The sequence below is a fragment of the Kingella oralis genome (assembly GCF_014054985.1).
GTDB classification, from domain to species: Bacteria; Pseudomonadota; Gammaproteobacteria; order Burkholderiales; family Neisseriaceae; genus Kingella_B; species Kingella_B oralis.
In genome coordinates this window covers 1,727,839-1,746,453 of sequence record NZ_CP059569.1, presented here as the reverse complement: position 1 = coordinate 1,746,453, position 18,615 = coordinate 1,727,839, and the positions used below count along the sequence as shown (strand labels likewise).

The window sequence follows — 18,615 nt, the reverse complement described above, 5'->3', positions numbered from 1 at the left end:
TCAGGCTGCCTAATCAGCATCAAAGGCAGCCTGAAAACAGGTTTGCGTAGCGTTGCATCGTTTCAGGCTGCCTAACCCTGTTTACAATACAGAGGCAGCCTGAAAACAGATTACGCGATGGAACGGCGACGGTTCATCTCCAAATGGTTGGTTTGCAAGTAAAGGCAGCCTGAAAATAGGTTTGTGTAGCGTTGCACCGTTTCAGGCTGCCTAACCCTGCTTACAATACAGAGGCAGCCTGAAAACAGATTACGCGATGGAACGGCGACGGTTCATCGCCAAATGGTTGGTTTGCAAGTAAAGACAGCCTGAAAACAAAGTTCGCCACGGTGCTGCAACAATGGCGTATCGCCCCATCCACCTCACCATCCACCATGCCAGCGCACGGCGTGCCAGCAAGCCGTAAGAAACGCGGATAAGCGTTTCAGGCTGCCCAACATCTGCGCCCGCGTTCACGCACCCATCCATTTTCAGGCTGCCCTAGATATACCCATCCGCAGAGGCAGCCTGAAACCATATTTCCCCCCTTCCGCAAGCCACCCAAAACAAAGCAGCAACGGTGCACCGTTCACATTCCATCCCCGCTTTGCTCAAATTCGTTTGGTCTTCATTGCCATTGTCATTGCAGCCCGCAGTTTTCAGGCTGCCTCATCGTGCCCACCGCGCCCCAATCCAGCGTATAATTTTCCCGTCTCAACCCCGTAAACAAAGGAAATCCCATGTTTTTTGACTCAATCTCCGCCGCCCCCGCCGACCCCATTCTAGGCTTAGGCGAAGCCTTCAAAGCCGAAACCCGTGCCGAAAAAGTCAATCTCGGCATCGGCGTGTACAAAGATGCCAACGGGCAAACCCCCATTCTCCGCGCCGTCAAAGCCGCCGAAACCCGCCTGCTCGCCAGCGAAAACAGCAAAAACTACCTCGGCATCGACGGCGTAGCCGCCTACAACGCCGCCACGCAAGAGCTGCTATTTGGCGCAGACCACGAAATCATCGCCAGCCGCCGCGCCAAAACCGCGCAAAGCCTAGGCGGCACAGGCGCATTGCGCATCGCCGCCGAATTTATCAAACGCCACACCGCCGCGCAAAACGTGTGGATTTCCGCGCCCACATGGCCCAACCACAACGCCATTTTCAAAGCCGTCGGCATCAACATCCGCGACTATCGTTACTACGACGCCGCCGCGCACGGGCTGGATTGGGACGGCATGATGGCCGATTTGGCGCAAGCGCAATCGGGCGACGTGGTGCTGTTGCACGGCTGCTGCCACAACCCTACCGGCATAGACCCCACTCCCGAGCAATGGGCAACGCTGGCAAAAATGGCTGCCAAGCAAGGCTGGCTGCCGCTGTTTGACTTTGCCTATCAAGGCTTTGCCAACGGCTTGGAACAAGATGCCTACGGCTTGCGCGTCTTTTTGCAACACAACCGCGAAGTGCTGATTGCCAGCTCGTATTCCAAAAATTTTGGTATGTACAACGAGCGCGTGGGCGCGTTCACGCTGGTTGCCGACAACGAAGAAACCGCCGCGCGGGCGTTCAGCCAAGTGAAAGTCATCATTCGCACGCTGTATTCCAACCCCGCGTCGCACGGCGCATCCGCGGTGGCAATGGTGTTGCAAGACGCGGAACTCAAAGCGCAATGGATTGCCGAGCTGGACGAAATGCGCGCGCGCATCAAAACCATGCGGCAAAAATTTGCGGATTTGCTGCAAGAATATGGCGCGAAACAAGATTTCGGCTTTATCGTGCGCCAAAACGGCATGTTCTCGTTCAGCGGTTTGACTGCCGAGCAGGTGGACAGGCTGCGCGACGAATTCGCCATCTACGCCGTGCGCAGCGGGCGGATTAACGTGGCGGGGATTACCGAGGCGAATATTCGCTATTTGTGCGAGTGTATTGTGAAGGTGTTGTAAAACACGGTTGAGGCAGCCTGAAAGTCGGTTTTAGCTTCGCAGAAGCTCGTAAACTCGCTTTCAGGCTGCCTTATCGTTATCATCAGGCAGCCTGAAATTCCGAAACCAAACCGAAACCGAAAGGAAACCCCATGGGTATCATCGCCAACTACACCGCCTATCCCGCTGACTATATTGATGCCGTTATCCGCGATGGCGACGGCGAAAACGACACCGAACTTGCCGAATACGGCTTGGAAAAAGACAGCCTGCTGCTGCACCTTGCCTTAACCGGCGCAGATGATTTCATCGACGGCGACCCGCTCAGCGAAGCCGTTATCGGCAGCGTGCTCTTGGGCGCGGACGATGAAGACGATGCGTTTGACGCGTCCGTTTTCGCCACACCCGCCGCGCGGGTTGCCGAAATCGCCGCCGCGTTAGACCGCGCCGATATAAACGCACTCATCACGCAACACGCCGCCGCGTTGCAAGGCTACGACCGCCAAGACGATACCGCCGGTCTGCGCGCGCGTTGCCAAGCATGTTTTGCCGAACTGCGCGCGTTTTACCGCCAAGCCGCCGCGTTGGGCGCGGGCGTGATGGTGTCGCGGATGTGATGCAGATACGGTTTCAGGCTGCCTTTGTGATGTGAGGCAGCCTGAAAACAAAACCGTTTGGCACTACACCAAACGGTTTTTTTGCTGAATGGATGGGTTTTCAGGCTGCCTTGAATGCCAAAACCGCTCAGGCAGCCTGAAAACGCCCGCAGCCTGTTTTCAGGCTGCCGCAAGCAAAAAGACCATTTGAATGTTGAGCGTTCAAACGGTCTTTTGCATGGCGCGTGCGGGTTGATGCTTACTGGCGCGTAAACGTGCCGTTGAAGGTAACGGGAATCTGCTCGTTAATCGATGCCAGCCCCATCACTTCCACCAGCTTCGCCACGCCCCCGCTCATGCCCAATTTTTTCGCGTCCACCACAACAGGCTGCGCGGTTGCCACGCTGATGCTGTTGTCGGCACCGCGTTTGAGCGTCAGCTCGGCTTCAATGTCTTGTTTGCTGCCGTGCAAATCCAGCGTGAGCGGCTGTTTCAGTTGCAGGCTGTCGCCCGTTTTCAGGCTGCCGATGGCGTTCATGTCGATTTTGCCGCTGATTTCGGCTTTGGGAAACTGGGCGACTTCAAACACCCAATCGCGCAGGCGTTCGTCGCGCAGGTCAATATTGGTTTTCACGCTGGCAAGGTCCACGCTCATGCTAAACGCGCCATCGGCAGACAATTGGGCGGCAGATGTGGCAAAAGACGATTCTTCGTCAATGGTTTTGTTTTGCTTGTTGGTTTTGCTGCTGGTGAAGCGCACTTGGTTGTCGTTAGAAACCCAGTTGCCCGCGCCTTGCGTGGCGTTGCCGCTCATGGACGCGCTGCTTGCCGCCATCGGCTGGCTAGTCATGGCAGACGAAGCCGCTGTTTCAGACGCGTTGGCTGCGGGCTGCGGCGGGTTGCAGGCGGCTAGCGCCAGCGTGCACAATAAAGAAAGCGGGAGAAGTTTATGTTTCATAACGAGGTCCTTTGCAGAAATTAAAAACTAAAAAGATGCCGCATTGATGCATTTTATAGCGGCAAAACATCTAATTGCGACATGAAAATTTTTACACACTATCGGCATCGTTATAGTTTTTATTTTTAAATATCGCAATAGTGATAAACAAAAACTGTTGTCCCGCGCTAAAAACGGCTTATGGTGCAACGCAGAAGATTGCACTATAAGCCGTTTTAGCCATGTGAAAAACCCTATTTTCAGGCTGCCTTTGCCATCCCAAGGCAGCCTGAAAACATATTACCAGCCCTGTTGCAGCCATTCCTCCAATTTCAACTGCACCCGCGCGCCCAAGCCCCGTTGCAACAGCGATGCCAAATCGTTGTTTTCAGGCGTGTAGTCCACCAAATCGGGCGCTTTCACCACATCGCGCGCCACGCTGTAAATATTGCCCAAATCGTCCACCAAGCCTGCTTTTTTCGCCTCGATGCCGGTGAACACGCGCCCGCTAAACAAATCGGGATACGCTTTTTCGTTCAGCTTGCCGTTGCGCCCTTCGCGCACCGATTTGATGAATTCGGCGTGCACTTGGTCAAGCATTTGCTGGAAAATCGCTTGCTGTTCGGGCGATTCGGGCGTGAACGGGTCGCCCATGCCTTTGTTGTCGCCCGCAATGCGCACGCGGCGCTTCACGCCGATTTTCTGCATCAGCTCGGTTACGTCAAAACTGCTGCCAATCACGCCAATGCTGCCCATCAGGCTGGACGGGTCGGCGTAAATCTTATCCGCCGCCGCCGCGATGTAGTAGCAGCCCGAAGCGCACACATCTTCCGCCACCACATAAACGGGAATATCCGCGTGTTCGCGCTTCATACGGCGAATCTCCTCAAACGCGATATTGGACACCACGGGCGAGCCGCCGGGGCTATTGGCGCGCAGCAAAATCGCTTTCACATTATTGTTTTTATACGCCGCTTCCATGCCCTCGCGCAGAATCTTCACTTGGTCGTGCTCGTCGTTGCCGCCAATCACGCCTTTCAGGTTCACCACCGCCGTGTGCGGTTTCTGCATATTGGTGAACTTGCCCGCCGACACATTCGGGTGGTTGCCGTTGCCCGTGCGCGAACCCGCCACAATCGCCAAGAAAACTAACACGGCGATGCCGCGCCAAATATTGCGCCACAAACGCGCCCGCCGCTGCTCTTGATACGCGGCAAACAGCACGTCTTTCAACGTGGTTTGCGCCCATTTTTCATCATCAACGGGCAAAGATTGTTCGGGGTTGCGGCGGCGAAAGGGCATGATGCGATTCCTTAAAAAATGAAAAAAACGCTATTGTAATGATGTTTCAGGCTGCCTGCATCAGCCAATCGGCGGGGCAGGGCGGGCGAACCCTGTTTCCGCATCCGCAACAATGCTAGAATGCCCCTCCTTTTGGCAGCCTGAAAACAGGAAACACACATGATAAAACGCTTGGCCGCATGGATTGTGATGCTTGATTTGGCGTGGAATGTCGCGCTCAACGTGAAAAACGCGCTGCTGCCCGCCGCCACGCCCGCGCCCAACGACGGCTTGCCCGTTTCGCCCGAATTCGCGTTTGGCTGGATACAGGTGCTGGTGAACGGCGGCATGGCGCTGCTCGTTATCCTGTCCATTTTGTCGCTGTTCAAAATGCACAGGCTCGGCAGCCACGGCTACCTGCTCGCCCCCACCATCCCGCGCGTGAGCGCCATGCTCGTGGTGCTTGCTTTTTCGCTGCCGTCGGTGTGGCTGTGGGGCTGGGCAATCGCCAACGCGCTGCAAGGCAGGCTCCACATCGCCGCCGACCCGCTGCGCTATCTGATTGTTGCCGCCTGCCAGCCTTTTCTTGTGTTGCTGGCATGGAACGTTTGGCGGCAACAGCGGCGGCTGCGCAAACGGGTTGCCTTTGCCGTGCCGCCGCACAACCGGCAGCCTGAAAACCCCGCCCAAACCATCCTGCACACGGATGGTTAAACGCAAACGAAAAGGCAGTCTGAAAACGGTATTTCTCGTTTTCAGACTGCCTTTTTTGTTTTAAAGCGTTAGATTACGCGCCTTTTTTGCCGCTCACATTGGCAATTGCCAAATTGCTGCCGCGTTTCAAAGCCACGCTTTGCACGCCTTCGGGGAAGCTCAAATCAGACAAGTGCAAAATGTCGCCCGCCTCCACGTTCTCGCAGTCCAGCTCAATCGCCGCAGGGATGTTTTTCGGATCAACAATCACATCCACCACGGTTGTCAGCAAAGCCACGCGGCCGCTTTGCAATTTAACCGCTTTGGATTTTTCTGCGTTCACAACGTGAACAGGAATGCGCATGCGCAAAGGCTCGTTTACGTTTACCGCTTGGAAGTCAATGTGTTGCACTTGGCGTTTAACAGGGTGCATTTGGTAATCGCGCACGATGACATCTTGCTCTTTGCCGTTGATGTTCAGTTTCAACAGTTGGGTGAAGAACGATTCTTTTTCCAACGCGTAGAACATTTGTTTGTGGTCCACCGCAATCGCTTGCGCTTCGCCCACGCCGTAAACCACGGCGGGCACCAGACCTTCTTTACGCAGACGGCGGCTCGCACCCGTACCTTGCGTTTCACGAACAGTTGCTTGAATTTGAATAGACATGGTCAATCCTTAAAAAATAAAAGTTAAAAAAGAAAACCGCTACCGAGCTGCGACCAACTCTGCGGTGCGTTAAACCTAAGAACCTGTATTCACTATTTTCATGGGTATCTTTTATGCCCTAAAAACGCGGCTACTGCGTTAAAAATGCGCGCAAGGTGTACAACCTTGCTGTGCTTTTTGCCTTGTATCCGCGCTTTTATGTCATAAAATCTATCTATGCAAATAAGTGAATACAGGTTCTAGCTTAACAAGATTAAGGCAGCCTGAAAAGCTGTATTAAGGCATTTTCAGGCTGCCTTAAAAAGCGAATCAACTTGGCAAAAACAGCGAGCCAGGTTGAACCAATTCTTCATTAAAAAGATACGAAACCGATTCTTCGTTGCTGATGCGGCGGATGGTTTCCGCCAGCAAGCCCGCGATGCTGACTTGGCGGATTTTGCTGCTCACGCGCGCCGCATCGGAAAGCGGAATGGAGTCGGTTACGACCACTTGGTCGATATCCGATGAGTTTAAGCGCTCAATCGCCGCGCCTGAAAAGACGGGGTGGGTGGCATAGGCCAGTACACGCTCTGCGCCGCGCTCTTTTAAGGCAGATGCGGCTTTGCATAAGGTGTTTGCCGTATCAATCATGTCGTCCACCATCAAGCAGGTTTTGCCTGAAACATCGCCGATGATGTTCATTACTTCGGCAACATTGGCTTTGGGACGGCGTTTGTCAATAATCGCCAAATCGCAGTTGAGCATTTTGGCAACGGCACGCGCGCGCACCACGCCGCCAATATCAGGACTCACCACAATCAGGTTTTCAAAATGCTGCTTGGACGCATCGTGCGTCAAAATGGGAGTGGCGTAGATGTTGTCCACAGGAATATCAAAGAAGCCTTGGATTTGGTCTGCGTGCAAATCAACGGTTAAAACGCGGTCTATGCCTGCGGTGGCGAGCATATTGGCAACCAGTTTGGCGGAAATGGGCACGCGCGCGCTGCGTGGGCGGCGGTCTTGACGGGCGTAGCCAAAATAGGGGATGGCTGCGGTAATCCGTGCGGCGGATGCGCGTTTGAGGGCATCGGCCATGGTGAGAATTTCCATCAGGTTGTCGTTGGTGGGGGCGCAAGTGGGCTGCAAGATAAATACGTCTCGCCCGCGCACGTTTTCCAGCAGCTCAATGGCGATTTCGCCGTCGGAAAATTTGGTTACGGATGCGTTGCCTAGGGGTGTATCCAAGTGTTTGGCGACGCGGTGTGCTAACTCGGGATTCGCGTTGCCTGTGAATACCATTAAACTGTCAAAAGCCATTTCTTCACCTGCGGTTTGGGTTTGGATTGAAGTAGGAAACATGGTGCTTCCTTTTACAGTTGGGTTACTTGCTCCATTGAGCGCGGGTATTATACGTGAATTGGGTTAGGCTTTGTTAGGTTTGTTAATTTTCCGTAAACGCTTTGTGATGGCGGGCATCGTATTCAGGCAGCCTGAAAAAGGGTTAAGCGCATATAGTTGCCTATACGCGCTTAATTTTGGCTGGGGAGGAAGGATTCGAACCTTCGCATGCTGGAATCAAAATCCAGTGTCTTAACCGCTTGACGACTCCCCAATGGTTTTGTTTTAAATCTAAGGAGATGTTTGGCTGGGGAGGAAGGATTCGAACCTTCGCATGCTGGAATCAAAATCCAGTGTCTTAACCGCTTGACGACTCCCCAACGGTTTTCATTTATGTTGAAAAAATGAAAGCGCGCATTATGGTTATTTTGTGTGGTTTTGTCAAGATGGGGGTGCGATGTTGCGGGTAGGGGCTTGTTTATTTTTGGAAATATGTTTTAAGCGGGTGGATGGGCAGGGGGCTGACTGCCCAGCTTTCTAGGTTGGGGGAGAGTTGGTTTCGGATGTATTCGGCGGCTTCCAGGCTGTCGGTGGGCAGGAACAGGCATGCGCCCGAGCCGGTGAGTCGTGGGGTGCCGTAGGCTTGCAGTTGGCGGTAGGCGGCGGCAACGGGGGGGTAGTTTTGCAGGACGATATTTTGCATGTCGTTGCGCAGGGGTTGCAGGGCGGCGTAGCTGGGGTTGGGCGTGCTGGGGCTGTTGCGGGGGAGGTGGGGGTGTTGGAAGATTTGGGCGGTGGGGATGTGGGCGTTGGGGTGGACGAGGACGTAGTGTTGTTCAGGGATGGCGATGGGTTGCAGTTGTTCGCCAATGCCGCGGGCGAAGGCGGTTTGTCCGTAGATAAAGAAGGGGACATCTGCGCCGAGTGGGATGGCGATTTGGATGAGTTGTTCTTGGGATAGGTGGAGTTGCCAGAGGTGGTTGAGGACGATAAGGACGGTGGCGGCGTTGGAGCTGCCGCCGCCGAGTCCGCCGCCCATGGGGATGGTTTTGTGTAGCCAAATGTCTGCGCCGAAGCTCGTTTTCAGGCTGCCTTGGGCGGCTTGGCGTAGGGCGTGGGCGGCGCGGATGGTGAGGTCTTGGGCGGGGGGGACGTTGGGGGTGGGGGTGTGGAGGATGATTTGGTTGTCGCGGCGAGGGGCGATGGCGAGGGTGTCGCTGAGGTTGATGAGGGTGAGGAGGCTTTCTATGTCGTGGTAGCCGTCCGGGCGTTGGCGGATGATGCGGAGGTCTAGGTTGAGTTTGGCGGGGGCGGGGTAGTGGGGGAGATGGGGGGGGAGCATGGTGGGGCTTTCTGGTTGGAATGCGAGTGGAGTATGGGGTTTGGCTGTGCGTGGATTGGCAATGGTTAATGGTGCGTGGCAGAGCCACACATCCTACGTGGATAAAACCTAAGAGGCAGCCTGAAAATAGGTGGGCAATGGTTTTTTAGGCTGCCTTTGGGTTTGATGATGGGCTAGATATGGCGGGCGGTGCAGTAGGCGGGGGTGTCGCTGATGGGACTGATTTCGCTGATGACCATGCGGATGGTGAGTTGGTCGTTTTTGAGTTGCAGGGTGCGGGGTGTGCCGTTGGGGTTTGTGGTGCGGCTGATGTTCCAGCCGAGCTGGTTCAGGCTGCCGTCTGCTTCGGTGCTGTGGGGGTGGTTGGGGAGGTAGCCGCCGGTTGCCCATGTGTGCAGGTATTGGATGGGGATTTGGTAGCCGAGCAGTTGTTGGCTGAGTTGCTCGGGGGTAGGGGCTTGGTAGGTTTTGCCGTTGGCGTCGGTGGCGATGACGCCTTGGAGGTCTTGGCAGAGCTGCCCGATGGTGTTGCCCAGCGGGGTGTTGATGTTGATGGTTTCTACGGCGGGGGTGCGCGTCCAGTCGAAGTTGCCGTAGCTGCCTTTGTCGTTTTGTTTGACGCTGAGCCGCCCTGTGGCGGTGAAGTTTTGGGCTTGTTTGGCGGGCTGCCATTGGGAGGGGGGAGTGTGGCTGGGGCAGGCGGTGAGCAGGAGGGTTAGGGCGAGGGGGGCGAGGGTTTTGATGGTGTTTTTCATGGTGGGGCTTTTTGGGATGAGGCAGTCTGAAATTTTTGCAAAACTCCAACGGCAGCCTGAAATCTAGAATGGAACGGCGGCGGCTCGCCGCCAAATGGCTGATTAAGCAGAGCATGACTGACTGGTTTGCCAAGAGATGTCGGCGAGCCGCCGACGCTCCATTGGTTGTAGGTTTTGCAAAGGTTTCAGCCTGAAACGGGGTTTGGCTACGCTGGATTTCGTTTTTCAGGCTGCCTTTGGGGGTTGAATGTGGTTGAACGGCTTTTCAGGCTGCCTTTGGAATGATGTACCGCATTCCGGTAGGGCAGCCTGAAAACTATTGCTCAAAGCTGATATTGAATTCTTTGAGGATTTTTTGCAGCGCGGGGTTGCCGGCTTCTTTTTGCCAGCTGGCTTGCCAGATTTTTTTGGCTTGGCGGTGTTTGCCCAGTTGCCAGAGCGCCGCGCCGAGGTGTGCGCCGATTTCAGCGTTTTTGTCTTGCTCGTAGGCTTGGGTGAGGAGGGTTTGGGCTTTTTGGTATTCGCCGTTTTGGTAGTGTGCCCAGCCCATGCTGTCCATGATTTGGGGGTTGTTGGGTTCTTTTTGGTAGGCGGCGCTGATGAGCGCTATGGCTTCGGGCAGGTGGGCTTTGCCCATGTCTAGCAGGTTGTAGCCGAGGGCGTTTTGTCCTTGCGCGCTGTCGGGGTTGTGGATGAGATAGGTGCGGAAGTCGGCAACGGCTTTTTCAGGCTGCCCCAGTTTGTCGGAATACAGCAGCCCGCGTTGGTAGATGAGCGATGAGCGTTCTATGGCGTAGGTGGGGCTGGATTTTTGCGTGTCCAGTTGCGCGAGCTGTCGGTTGATTTCGGCAAGGGCTTGTTCGGGCGGCTGCGATTGGGTGAGGATGTAGGCGTATAGGCTGCTGATTTCTTGGTGGGTGAAAACGGGGTTTTTGCTGGTGATTTGGCTGTCGAGCGCGGTTTTGGCGTGTTGCAGGGCAACCGTCCAGTTTTTTTGTTCGCTGGCTAGGCTGGCGAGCAGGGTTTCGCGGTCGGTGATGTTGTCGGCGGAATCAATTTTTTGCGCCCATTGGGTGGCTTGGTCGTAGTCTCGGTTGCCGGCGTAGAGCAGGGCAAGCGATAGGGCGGCTTGGTATTTTTGTTCGGATGTGCCGATTTGGTAGGCTCGGGTGTAGTTCAGGGCGGTGTCGCTGATGTTTTTGGGATTGCGTTTGTTCGCCAGTTTGGCAGCCTGAAAATAGAGTTCGGCTTTGGGGTCTTTGGCAATCAGTTTGTCTAGCTTGCGTTGGGCTTTGCGGTAGTCGCCGTTGTGGATAAGGCTTTCTATTTCAAGCTGCTGCCACACGGGCGACAGCGTGCTGAGGTCGGTTTTTTCAAAGAATTTGGTCAGGACTTTGGGGTGGTTTTGCACGATGACTTGCAGCGTGAGCTGGGTGGGCGGGGAGATTTCGGCATCGTGTTTGGCAAGGCGTTGCAGCGCGGCAATCACAATGGCTTCGTCGCCGCTGTTGAAGAAAATATCGGCAACGGCAGCTTCGGGCAAGTCGGGGTATTGCAAGGCAGCTTCGTGCACAACGGTTTTGCCTTGCACCAGCAGGTCGTTTTTGGACAGGGCGGCTTGGGCAAGCAGCAGGAAGGCGCGGCTGCGTTGGGCTTCGTCGGCGCTGGCAAGGGTTTCTTTAAGCGTGCCAACGATGGTGGCGGTGTCGCCCAGCGCAAGGGCGCGCACCCATGCAAGGCGTTTTTGCGCGGCGCTGGGGTTGGGCTCAATTTTGCGCCATTCTTGGTAGATGGCTTCGGCGATGGGGTAATTATGCGTTTCGATGGCGATGTCCATGGCGCGCTCGGCGACATCGGAGCTTTTGGTTTGGTTGAGCGTGTAGATGTATAAGCCGATGGCAGATTTCACGTCGCCTTTGGTGAGCGCCATTTCGGCGGAGGATAGGGCAAACAGGCTTTGGCTGCGTTTGCTGATTTGGCTGAGGCGTTGGTCTTCTTGGGCGCGCTCCGCTTGGGTGAGCTTGTATTTGGGCGCGGGGCGGTAGATGCGGCTGCCGGAGGTGGGCGCGGCGTTCAGGCTGCCTGCGAAGGCAAGGGAGAGTGCGAGGGCGATAAGGGTTTGGGTGGTGCGTTGCATAGCGGGTCTCTTGTTGGGATGTGGGTGAATGGCTTGCGGCGGCATGCGGGTTGGTTGAAAGGGTGTAACTTTATCATTGTTTGCCAAGCGGGGGAAAGGGCAGGCGTGTGGGCGGGCTGAAACGCACCGCGCCGGTTTCAGGCTGCCTTTGCGGCGGCAATCGGCAGCCTGAAAAGCAAAACTCGGCCGCCGGGCTAAAATCCCCACCATCGCCGTCATATCCATTACAATCCGTGTTTTCCCCAAATAAGAGGCGTTATCATGCCTATTATCCAATCCCTGCTGGATACCGATTTATACAAATTCACCATGTTGCAAGTGGTGTTGCACCGTTTCCCCCAAGCGCACGGCGTGTATGAATTCCGCTGCCGCAACAAAGAAACCGTTTATCCGCTTGCCGACATCATCCCCGAGCTGGAACAGGAACTCAACGCCCTGTGCGAACTGCGCCTGAGCCAAGACGAGCTGGGCTACCTGCGCGGTTTGCGTTTCATCAAATCCGATTTTCTGGATTATTTGGAGCTGTTTCAGCTCAAACGCCGCTTCGTGCAAATTTGGGGCGACGAGCAAGGGCGGCTCAACATCCGCATCGAAGGCCCTGTTATCCAAGCGATGTTTTTTGAGATTTACATTTTGGCGATTGTGAACGAGCTGTATTTCCGCCGCTTGGAAACCCCCGCCGTGCTGGCGGAAGGCGAACGCCGCCTGCAAGAAAAGGTTGCCTTGCTCAAACAATACGACGCATTGCAGCAGCCTAACACGCCGCCGTTTCTGGTTTTTGACTTCGGCACGCGCCGCCGCTACAACCTTGCATGGCAACGCCATGTGATACAAGCCTTTATTCAGGCTGCCCCCGATGTGGTGCGCGGCACCAGCAATGTTTATCTTGCCAGAGAACTCGGCATTACCCCCATCGGCACAATGGCGCACGAATTCTTGCAAGCCTTTCAAGCGCTGGATGTGCGTTTGCGCGATTTCCAAAAAGCCGCGCTGGACGCATGGGTGCACGAATACCGCGGCGACCTCGGCATCGCGCTCACCGATGTGGTGGGCATGGATGCCTTTTTGCGCGATTTTGACCTCTATTTCGCCAAGCTGTTTGACGGCTTGCGCCACGACAGCGGCGACCCCTATGTGTGGGGCGACAAAGCCTACGCGCACTACCAAAAGCTCAAAATCGACAGCCGCACCAAAATGCTCACGTTTAGCGATGGGCTGGATTTGGAACGCGCGTGGGACTTGCACCAATACTTCAAAGGGCGCTTTAAAACCAGCTTCGGCATCGGCACCAACCTGACCAACGACATGGGGCACGAGCCGCTGAACATCGTGTTGAAGCTGGTGGAATGCAACGGGCAATCGGTTGCCAAGCTGTCCGACAGCCCTGGCAAAACGCTTACGCAAAACAACACTTTCCTTGCTTACTTGCGCCAAGTGTTTGATGTGCAGGATGAGTGAGGCAGCCTGAAAACGGAGGAATTTATTTTCAGGCTGCCGATATGGGTTATGCCAACAGCCATCCTAAATAGGTTTTCAGGCTGCCTATCGCAAGTAGTAGGCAGCCTGAAAATCCAATATGGAACGACAACGTTTCATCGCCAAAAACAATGCTTCAATGCTTCAAGGCAGCCTGAAAACGGGTTTGGCATCGTTGAAACACACTTCACTCATTTCAGGCTGCCTTACGCCGCCCAAACCAATCCAACACAATCATCCACAAAACATTTTCAGACTGCCTCACCGCATAGAGGCAGCCTGAAAAGCAAAATGGAGCAGTAACAGTTCATCCAAAATAAATTTTCAGGCTGCCTATCACGCAACAGGCAGCCTGAAAACCATCCAGTCAATCCATCATAACAGCATCTTCGCCAACGCCAGCTCAAACACCAAGCTAAACGCCAAGCTCAGCAAGCCTGGAATCATAAAGCTGTGATTGAAAATAAACTTGCCGATTTTGGTGGTGCCCGTGGTGTCAAAGTCAATCGCCGCGATAATCGGGCCATAGTTCGGCACGAAGAAATAACCGTTTACCGCCACAAACGTGCCGATGATAATCGGCGCAGGCACGCCTAATTTAATCGCCAGCGGAAACAGCGTCGCCACCGTTGCCCCTTGGCTGTTCACCAGCACCGACAACACAAACAACGCCAAAGCAAACGTCCACGGCGCAGCGTTCACCAAGCCGGACACCGCCTCTTTGAGCATCGCCATGTGCGCGTGCATCAGCGTGTCGCCCAGCCAAGCAATGCCCAAAATCGCAATCACCGCGCGCATCCCCGCATGGAACACCGAGCCTTTGGTAACCGCATGGTTATCAGGTTTGCAAAACCACAAAATCAACGCACCCGCCGAGAGCATCACAATCTCAATCGTATGCGCCATGCCCAGCGGCTTCATCGCGCCGGAATCATCCGCAAAAGCGGGGCGCAACGACGGCATCATGCCCATCACCACCACCAAGAACGAAGCCGCCAAGAAAATGCCCAGCGACAGCTTGGCATTTTTGCCCACCACAATCTTGTCGTCCGTATCCGTTTCCGCTGCTGCAAATTCCGCCGCGTATTCAGGGTCTTGCAAACGGCGTTGGTATTCGGGGTCGTCTTTCAACTCCTTGCCCAGCTTGTTCACAATCACGCACGCCAAGCCAATCCCCAAAATGGTAGAAGGCACAGTAACCATCAACACATCGCCCAAATGAATCCCCTGCGGCTCCAAATACGCCACCGTTGCTACCACCGCCGCCGCAATCGGGCTGGCGATAATCGCAAATTGCGACGCAATCACCGCCATCGACAGCGGACGCTCGGGGCGGATGCCGTTGCGGCGGCTCACTTCCGCAATCACAGGCAGCACCGAATACGCCACGTGACCCGTGCCCGCCATCACCGTAAACAAATAAGTAACCATCGGCGCGATAAAGGTAATGTGCTTCGGATTACGGCGCAAAATGCGCGTTGCCACCTTAATCATATAATCCAAACCGCCCGATGCCTGCATCGCCGCCGCCGCAGACACCACCGCCATAATCATCAGCATCACATCAATCGGCGGGCTGGTGGGCTGCAAACCGAAACCGAAGGTCAGCACCGCCAAGCCCAAGCCGCCGAACACGCCCAAGCCGATGCCGCCCACTTGCGCCCCCACCAAAATACACAACAAAACAATCGCAAATTGAATCGCGAACAACATAATCAGCTCCATTTGTAAACAAACAATAACGTATTTTAACACTTATCCACACTTTGAAAAACCCAACCCCGCCAAGGCAGCCTGAAAACCACAAAACACTATTTCGCAAATAATCAAAAACAATTCCCCTTGCAATCCCGCCCGCAAAGCCTTATCTTAGCCGTCCAAACCCACTAACCCTATTTAAGGAAAACAAAATGAGCGACAAAATCATCCATGTAACCGATGCCACATTTGAAGCCGAAGTGCTGCAATCTTCCGTTCCCGTGCTGCTGGATTTTTGGGCACCATGGTGCGGGCCTTGCAAAATGATTGCCCCCATTCTGGACCAGCTTGCCGAAGAATACGACGGCAAAGTGAAAATCGCCAAAATGAATGTGGACGAAAACCAAGGCGTGCCCGCCCAGTTCGGCATCCGCGGCATCCCCACCATGATTGTCTTCAAAGACGGCAAAAACGTTGCCAACAAAGTGGGCGCATTGGCCAAACCGCAGCTTGAAGCCTTCTTGAACGCATCTATTGCATAACAAAAACCGAAACACACACATAAACAACAAAAGGCAGCCTGAAAACAGAAAACGTTTTCAGGCTGCCTTTTTGGCAACATGGGCAATAGGCAAGACCGCCGGCCGCAAAAAAACCGCATCCATTATGTATCGGATGCGGTTCAAATTTTGGCGCGGTGGACGGGGCTCGAACCCGCGACCACCGGCGTGACAGGCCGGTACTCTAACCAACTGAGCTACCACCGCGCAATCAATTGCTAATAATTACAAAAGCAACCGATAAAAAAATGGTGGGTGATGACGGAGTCGAACCGCCGACATTCTGCTTGTAAGGCAGACGCTCTACCAACTGAGCTAATCACCCATTGTTTCCGCCGTTCAGCGAAAGACGGCATTAAACCAAAAACTGCGTTTTGGCGCAAGCGGTTTTTGCGGCGGGCAAAATAACGCCATGAATATTGGGCGAATATTTTTGCGTTGCGAAAGGGCGGTTTCAGGCTGCCTTGCGCGGCAAATTGCTTAACGCACCTTAACGCCCCCGCCATTCCGCGCTACAATCCCTCATCTTTATTGCACTCAACGAAAGCCCGCCATGCAACTTTCTCTGTTAAACAATCCCAAAGATGCCGAATTGCTTGCCGATGCGGAGTTTATGACCGCGTCGCTGTATGCCGTGTTAGACAATCATGCCGATGAAATTGTGGTCAATGCGCTGAAAATTTTGGCGAACGCGCAAGACAGCAGCAAGATTATTACCGAGCTGCTGCCCAGTTTGTCGGATGAGCAAACGGAAAATTTAATCACGGCGGTGGGCATTTTTGCGCAGATTTTAAACATTGCCGAGGATGTGCATCATGAACGCCGCCGCTTGGTGCACGAGCAACAGGGCAGCGCGGCGCAGGATGGCAGCATTGCGGAAACGGTGCGCAAGCTGCAAGCGGAGCAAATCGCGCAGGAGGTGGTGCAGGATGTGTTGAACCACACGCTGGTGAGCCCTGTTTTGACCGCGCATCCCACCGAGGTGCAACGGCAGGCGGTGCTGGTGTCGCATCGCAAGATTCGTGAATTGTTGCCGCGGCGCGAGTTGTGTCGCAGCGCGGACGAGATGAGCGAGTTGCAGCGCGAGATGAATATTGTGTTGCTGACTTTGTGGCAAACCAGCGAGACGCGGCATTTCAAATTGAGCGTGCAAAGTGAAATCCAAAACGGGGTAAACATTTTTCCGCGCAGCTTTTTTAGCGCGCTGCCGCGCGTGTACCGCGACATGGAAAAGCATTTTCAGGCTGCCTATCCGCAGATTCGCATTCCCGATGTGTTGAAAATCGGCGGCTGGATTGGCGGCGACAGAGACGGTAATCCGTTTGTGTCGGCGCAGACTTTGCGCGATGCGTTTCGCCATCACGCGAACACGGCGTTTCATTATTACCGCCGTGAGTTGGACGCGCTGTATCAGGAGTTGCCGCTATCCATTCGGCGGGTGAATGTGAGCGATGGGGTGTTGGTGTTGTCTGCCAAAACGCCTGATACCGAAGTGGCGCGGCAGGAAGAGCCGTATCGCCGCGCGGTGGCTTATGTGATGGCGCGCATGGTGGGCAAGGCGCATGAATTGGGCGCGCCGTTGGGCTGCCGTTTTGGCGTGGGCGAGCCGTATGCTGACGCGGCGGAATTTTTGCGCGATTTGCGCACCTTGCAGAATTCTTTGCGCGACAACCGCAGTGAAGCGTTGGCAAACGGGCGCATTGCCGACATCATCCGCACCGCTTCGGTGTGCGGTTTTCATTTGATGCCGTTGGATTTGCGTCAGCACGCGGAAAAACACGCCAACGTGGTCGCCGAGCTGTTTCAGGCTGCCGATTTGGAAGATTATCTGCGGCTGCCTGAAAACGAAAAACAAGCAGTTTTGCTGCGCGAATTGCAGCACCAACGCCCGCTGTACACGCCGTTTATCGCATACAGCGAAGAAACGCAGCGCGAGCTGGCGATTTTCCACGAAGCGCGCAAAATCAAGGATGCCTTTGGCGAAGACGCCATCACGCAAAGCATTATTTCCAACTGCGAGCAGCCCAGCGATTTGCTCGCGCTGGCGTTAATCTTAAAAGAAACGGGCTTGCTCGCGCTGCGCGATGGGCAGCCTGAAAGCCGCATCAATATCGTTCCCCTGTTTGAAACGATTGAAGCGCTGGCGAACGCCGTGCCCGTGATGCAAACGCTGTTTAGCAACGATTGGTATCGCGCCTTGGTTGCCAGCCGCGACAATATCCAAGAAATCATGCTTGGCTATTCGGATAGCAATAAAGACGGCGGCTACATCAGCAGCACTTGGGGCTTATACCAAGCCGAGATTGGCTTGGTGCGCCTGTTTCGGCAACACAACATCCGCATCCGCTTGTTCCACGGGCGCGGCGGCAGTGTGGGGCGTGGCGGCGGGCCATCTTACCAAGCCATTTTGGCGCAACCTGCGGGCAGCGTGGGTGGGCAAATCCGCATCACCGAGCAAGGCGAAGTGCTCACCGCCAAATATGGCGACGACAGCAACGCCCAGCACAACCTTGCCGCGCTCGTTGCCGCCACGCTGGAAGCCACGCTGCTGCCCGCCGCGCCCGATCCCGATGTTAAGCTGATGAATGCGTTGTCCGAAAGCTCGTTTGCCCACTATCGCGCCTTGATTACGCGGCAAGGCTTTATTGATTATTTCTTGCAAACCAGCCCGATTGAGCAAATCGCCAGCCTAAATCTTGGCAGTCGCCCCGCCAGCCGCAAAACTTTGGCGCGGATACAAGATTTGCGCGCGATTCCGTGGGTATTTTCTTGGACGCAAAACCGCTTGATGCTGCCCGCGTGGTATGGTTTTGGCAGCGCGGTGCAAGAGTTGTGCGAACAAGATTCAGGCAGCCTGAAAATGCTACAACAGCACGCGCAGGAAAACCGCTTTTTCCGCGCCATGCTCTCCAATATGGAGCAGGTGATGGCGAAAACCGATCTCACGCTCGCCGAACACTATGCCGCGCTCAGCCAAGACAACGAACACGGCGCAGACATTTTCGCCACCATCAAAGCCGAATACCAACGCAGCCTGAAAGCCCTGCTGGATATTTTGCAAACCGAAACCCTGCTCGCCGACAACCGACCACTCGCCCGTAGCCTTGCGCTGCGCATCCCGTATTTGAACGCGCTGGGTGGCTTGCAAGTTGCCCTGTTGCGCAAGCTGCGGCAAGAACCGAACAACGAGCGCGTGTTGCAAATGGTGCATCAAACGATTAACGGCGTGGCGCAGGGGTTGCGGAATACGGGTTAGGCGGTTGG

18 protein-coding genes and 4 tRNA genes are annotated in these 18,615 nt (G+C 54.9%); 9 read left to right on the top strand and 13 right to left on the bottom strand.

Going from position 1 to position 18,615, the window contains the following annotated elements; all coding sequences use genetic code 11:
- Positions 1–249: 249 nt before the first annotated feature.
- On the bottom strand, positions 250–468 hold the full coding sequence (locus H3L93_RS09370) for a hypothetical protein (protein WP_003793728.1): 219 nt from the start codon (positions 466–468) through the stop codon (positions 250–252).
- A 251-nt stretch (positions 469–719) separates the two neighbouring features.
- Here H3L93_RS09370 and H3L93_RS09365 point away from each other — a divergent pair, with 251 nt between their 5' ends.
- The 3 genes from H3L93_RS09365 (at position 720) to H3L93_RS09355 (ending at position 2,761) form a co-directional block, all read left to right on the top strand.
- A complete protein-coding gene (locus tag H3L93_RS09365; RefSeq protein ID WP_003793729.1) occupies positions 720–1,913 on the top strand; it encodes an amino acid aminotransferase in 1,194 nt (397 codons plus the stop codon).
- 131 nt (positions 1,914–2,044) lie between these two features.
- Positions 2,045–2,509, top strand: coding sequence for a DUF1877 family protein (locus H3L93_RS09360; protein WP_003793732.1), 465 nt, complete (start codon positions 2,045–2,047; stop codon positions 2,507–2,509).
- A 114-nt stretch (positions 2,510–2,623) separates the two neighbouring features.
- Positions 2,624–2,761, top strand: coding sequence for a hypothetical protein (locus H3L93_RS09355; protein WP_003793733.1), 138 nt, complete (start codon positions 2,624–2,626; stop codon positions 2,759–2,761).
- On the opposite strand, the gene H3L93_RS09350 is transcribed toward H3L93_RS09355, so the two are convergent.
- Positions 2,748–3,446, bottom strand: coding sequence for a YceI family protein (locus H3L93_RS09350; RefSeq protein ID WP_040558094.1), 699 nt, complete (start codon positions 3,444–3,446; stop codon positions 2,748–2,750). The two genes, H3L93_RS09355 and H3L93_RS09350, sit on opposite strands and share 14 nt — an antisense overlap.
- A 279-nt stretch (positions 3,447–3,725) precedes the next feature.
- On the bottom strand, positions 3,726–4,727 hold the full coding sequence (gene sppA, locus H3L93_RS09345) for a signal peptide peptidase SppA (RefSeq protein ID WP_003793739.1): 1,002 nt from the start codon (positions 4,725–4,727) through the stop codon (positions 3,726–3,728).
- Positions 4,728–4,886: 159 nt separating this feature from the next.
- On the opposite strand from sppA, the gene H3L93_RS09340 reads away from it, so the two are divergent.
- A complete protein-coding gene (locus H3L93_RS09340) occupies positions 4,887–5,420 on the top strand; it encodes a hypothetical protein (protein ID WP_003793743.1) in 534 nt (177 codons plus the stop codon).
- A gap of 73 nt (positions 5,421–5,493) precedes the next feature.
- Here the strand turns inward: H3L93_RS09340 and H3L93_RS09335 are convergent, their stop codons facing one another.
- The 6 genes from H3L93_RS09335 to H3L93_RS09310 all read right to left on the bottom strand — a co-directional run bounded on the left by H3L93_RS09335 (position 5,494) and on the right by H3L93_RS09310 (position 9,480).
- Complete coding sequence (locus H3L93_RS09335) at positions 5,494–6,066, bottom strand: 50S ribosomal protein L25/general stress protein Ctc (RefSeq protein WP_003793746.1); 573 nt, start codon at positions 6,064–6,066, stop codon at positions 5,494–5,496.
- Between the two features lie 309 nt (positions 6,067–6,375).
- Entirely contained in the window at positions 6,376–7,362 is a 987-nt protein-coding gene (locus H3L93_RS09330) for a ribose-phosphate pyrophosphokinase (protein WP_155803100.1), read from the bottom strand.
- Between the two features lie 219 nt (positions 7,363–7,581).
- Positions 7,582–7,657, bottom strand: a tRNA-Gln gene (locus H3L93_RS09325).
- 30 nt (positions 7,658–7,687) lie between these two features.
- Positions 7,688–7,763: transfer RNA gene (locus H3L93_RS09320), tRNA-Gln, on the bottom strand.
- Between the two features lie 98 nt (positions 7,764–7,861).
- Complete coding sequence (gene ispE / locus H3L93_RS09315) at positions 7,862–8,725, bottom strand: 4-(cytidine 5'-diphospho)-2-C-methyl-D-erythritol kinase (protein WP_003793750.1); 864 nt, start codon at positions 8,723–8,725, stop codon at positions 7,862–7,864.
- Positions 8,726–8,898: 173 nt separating this feature from the next.
- A complete protein-coding gene (locus tag H3L93_RS09310; protein WP_003793751.1) occupies positions 8,899–9,480 on the bottom strand; it encodes an outer membrane lipoprotein LolB in 582 nt (193 codons plus the stop codon).
- 35 nt (positions 9,481–9,515) lie between these two features.
- Here H3L93_RS09310 and H3L93_RS09305 point away from each other — a divergent pair, with 35 nt between their 5' ends.
- The gene (locus H3L93_RS09305; protein WP_003793752.1) at positions 9,516–9,674 is read left to right on the top strand and encodes a hypothetical protein; all 159 of its coding nucleotides are present in this window, start codon (positions 9,516–9,518) and stop codon (positions 9,672–9,674) included.
- Positions 9,675–9,796: 122 nt separating this feature from the next.
- On the opposite strand, the gene H3L93_RS09300 is transcribed toward H3L93_RS09305, so the two are convergent.
- Positions 9,797–11,893 (bottom strand): tetratricopeptide repeat protein, encoded by a 2,097-nt coding sequence (locus H3L93_RS09300; RefSeq protein ID WP_182077685.1) that lies wholly within the window; start codon positions 11,891–11,893, stop codon positions 9,797–9,799.
- On the opposite strand from H3L93_RS09300, the gene pncB reads away from it, so the two are divergent.
- Both pncB and H3L93_RS09290 read left to right on the top strand, forming a co-directional pair.
- Positions 11,876–13,075 (top strand): nicotinate phosphoribosyltransferase, encoded by a 1,200-nt coding sequence (gene pncB / locus H3L93_RS09295; RefSeq protein WP_182077721.1) that lies wholly within the window; start codon positions 11,876–11,878, stop codon positions 13,073–13,075. The genes H3L93_RS09300 and pncB overlap by 18 nt on opposite strands.
- A 48-nt stretch (positions 13,076–13,123) precedes the next feature.
- The gene (locus tag H3L93_RS09290; protein ID WP_003793759.1) at positions 13,124–13,396 is read left to right on the top strand and encodes a hypothetical protein; all 273 of its coding nucleotides are present in this window, start codon (positions 13,124–13,126) and stop codon (positions 13,394–13,396) included.
- A 72-nt stretch (positions 13,397–13,468) separates the two neighbouring features.
- On the opposite strand, the gene H3L93_RS09285 is transcribed toward H3L93_RS09290, so the two are convergent.
- Positions 13,469–14,806: an anaerobic C4-dicarboxylate transporter gene (locus H3L93_RS09285; RefSeq protein WP_040558292.1), complete on the bottom strand. Its 1,338-nt coding sequence runs from the start codon at positions 14,804–14,806 to the stop codon at positions 13,469–13,471.
- Positions 14,807–15,003: 197 nt separating this feature from the next.
- Here H3L93_RS09285 and trxA point away from each other — a divergent pair, with 197 nt between their 5' ends.
- A complete protein-coding gene (trxA, locus tag H3L93_RS09280) occupies positions 15,004–15,333 on the top strand; it encodes a thioredoxin TrxA (RefSeq protein ID WP_003793764.1) in 330 nt (109 codons plus the stop codon).
- Positions 15,334–15,481: 148 nt separating this feature from the next.
- On the opposite strand, the gene H3L93_RS09275 is transcribed toward trxA, so the two are convergent.
- A tRNA-Asp gene (locus H3L93_RS09275) sits at positions 15,482–15,558 on the bottom strand.
- 42 nt (positions 15,559–15,600) lie between these two features.
- Positions 15,601–15,676 (bottom strand) — tRNA-Val (locus tag H3L93_RS09270).
- A gap of 228 nt (positions 15,677–15,904) precedes the next feature.
- Here H3L93_RS09270 and ppc point away from each other — a divergent pair.
- On the top strand, positions 15,905–18,607 hold the full coding sequence (ppc, locus tag H3L93_RS09265; protein ID WP_003793765.1) for a phosphoenolpyruvate carboxylase: 2,703 nt from the start codon (positions 15,905–15,907) through the stop codon (positions 18,605–18,607).
- The last annotated feature ends 8 nt before the right edge of the window (positions 18,608–18,615 follow it).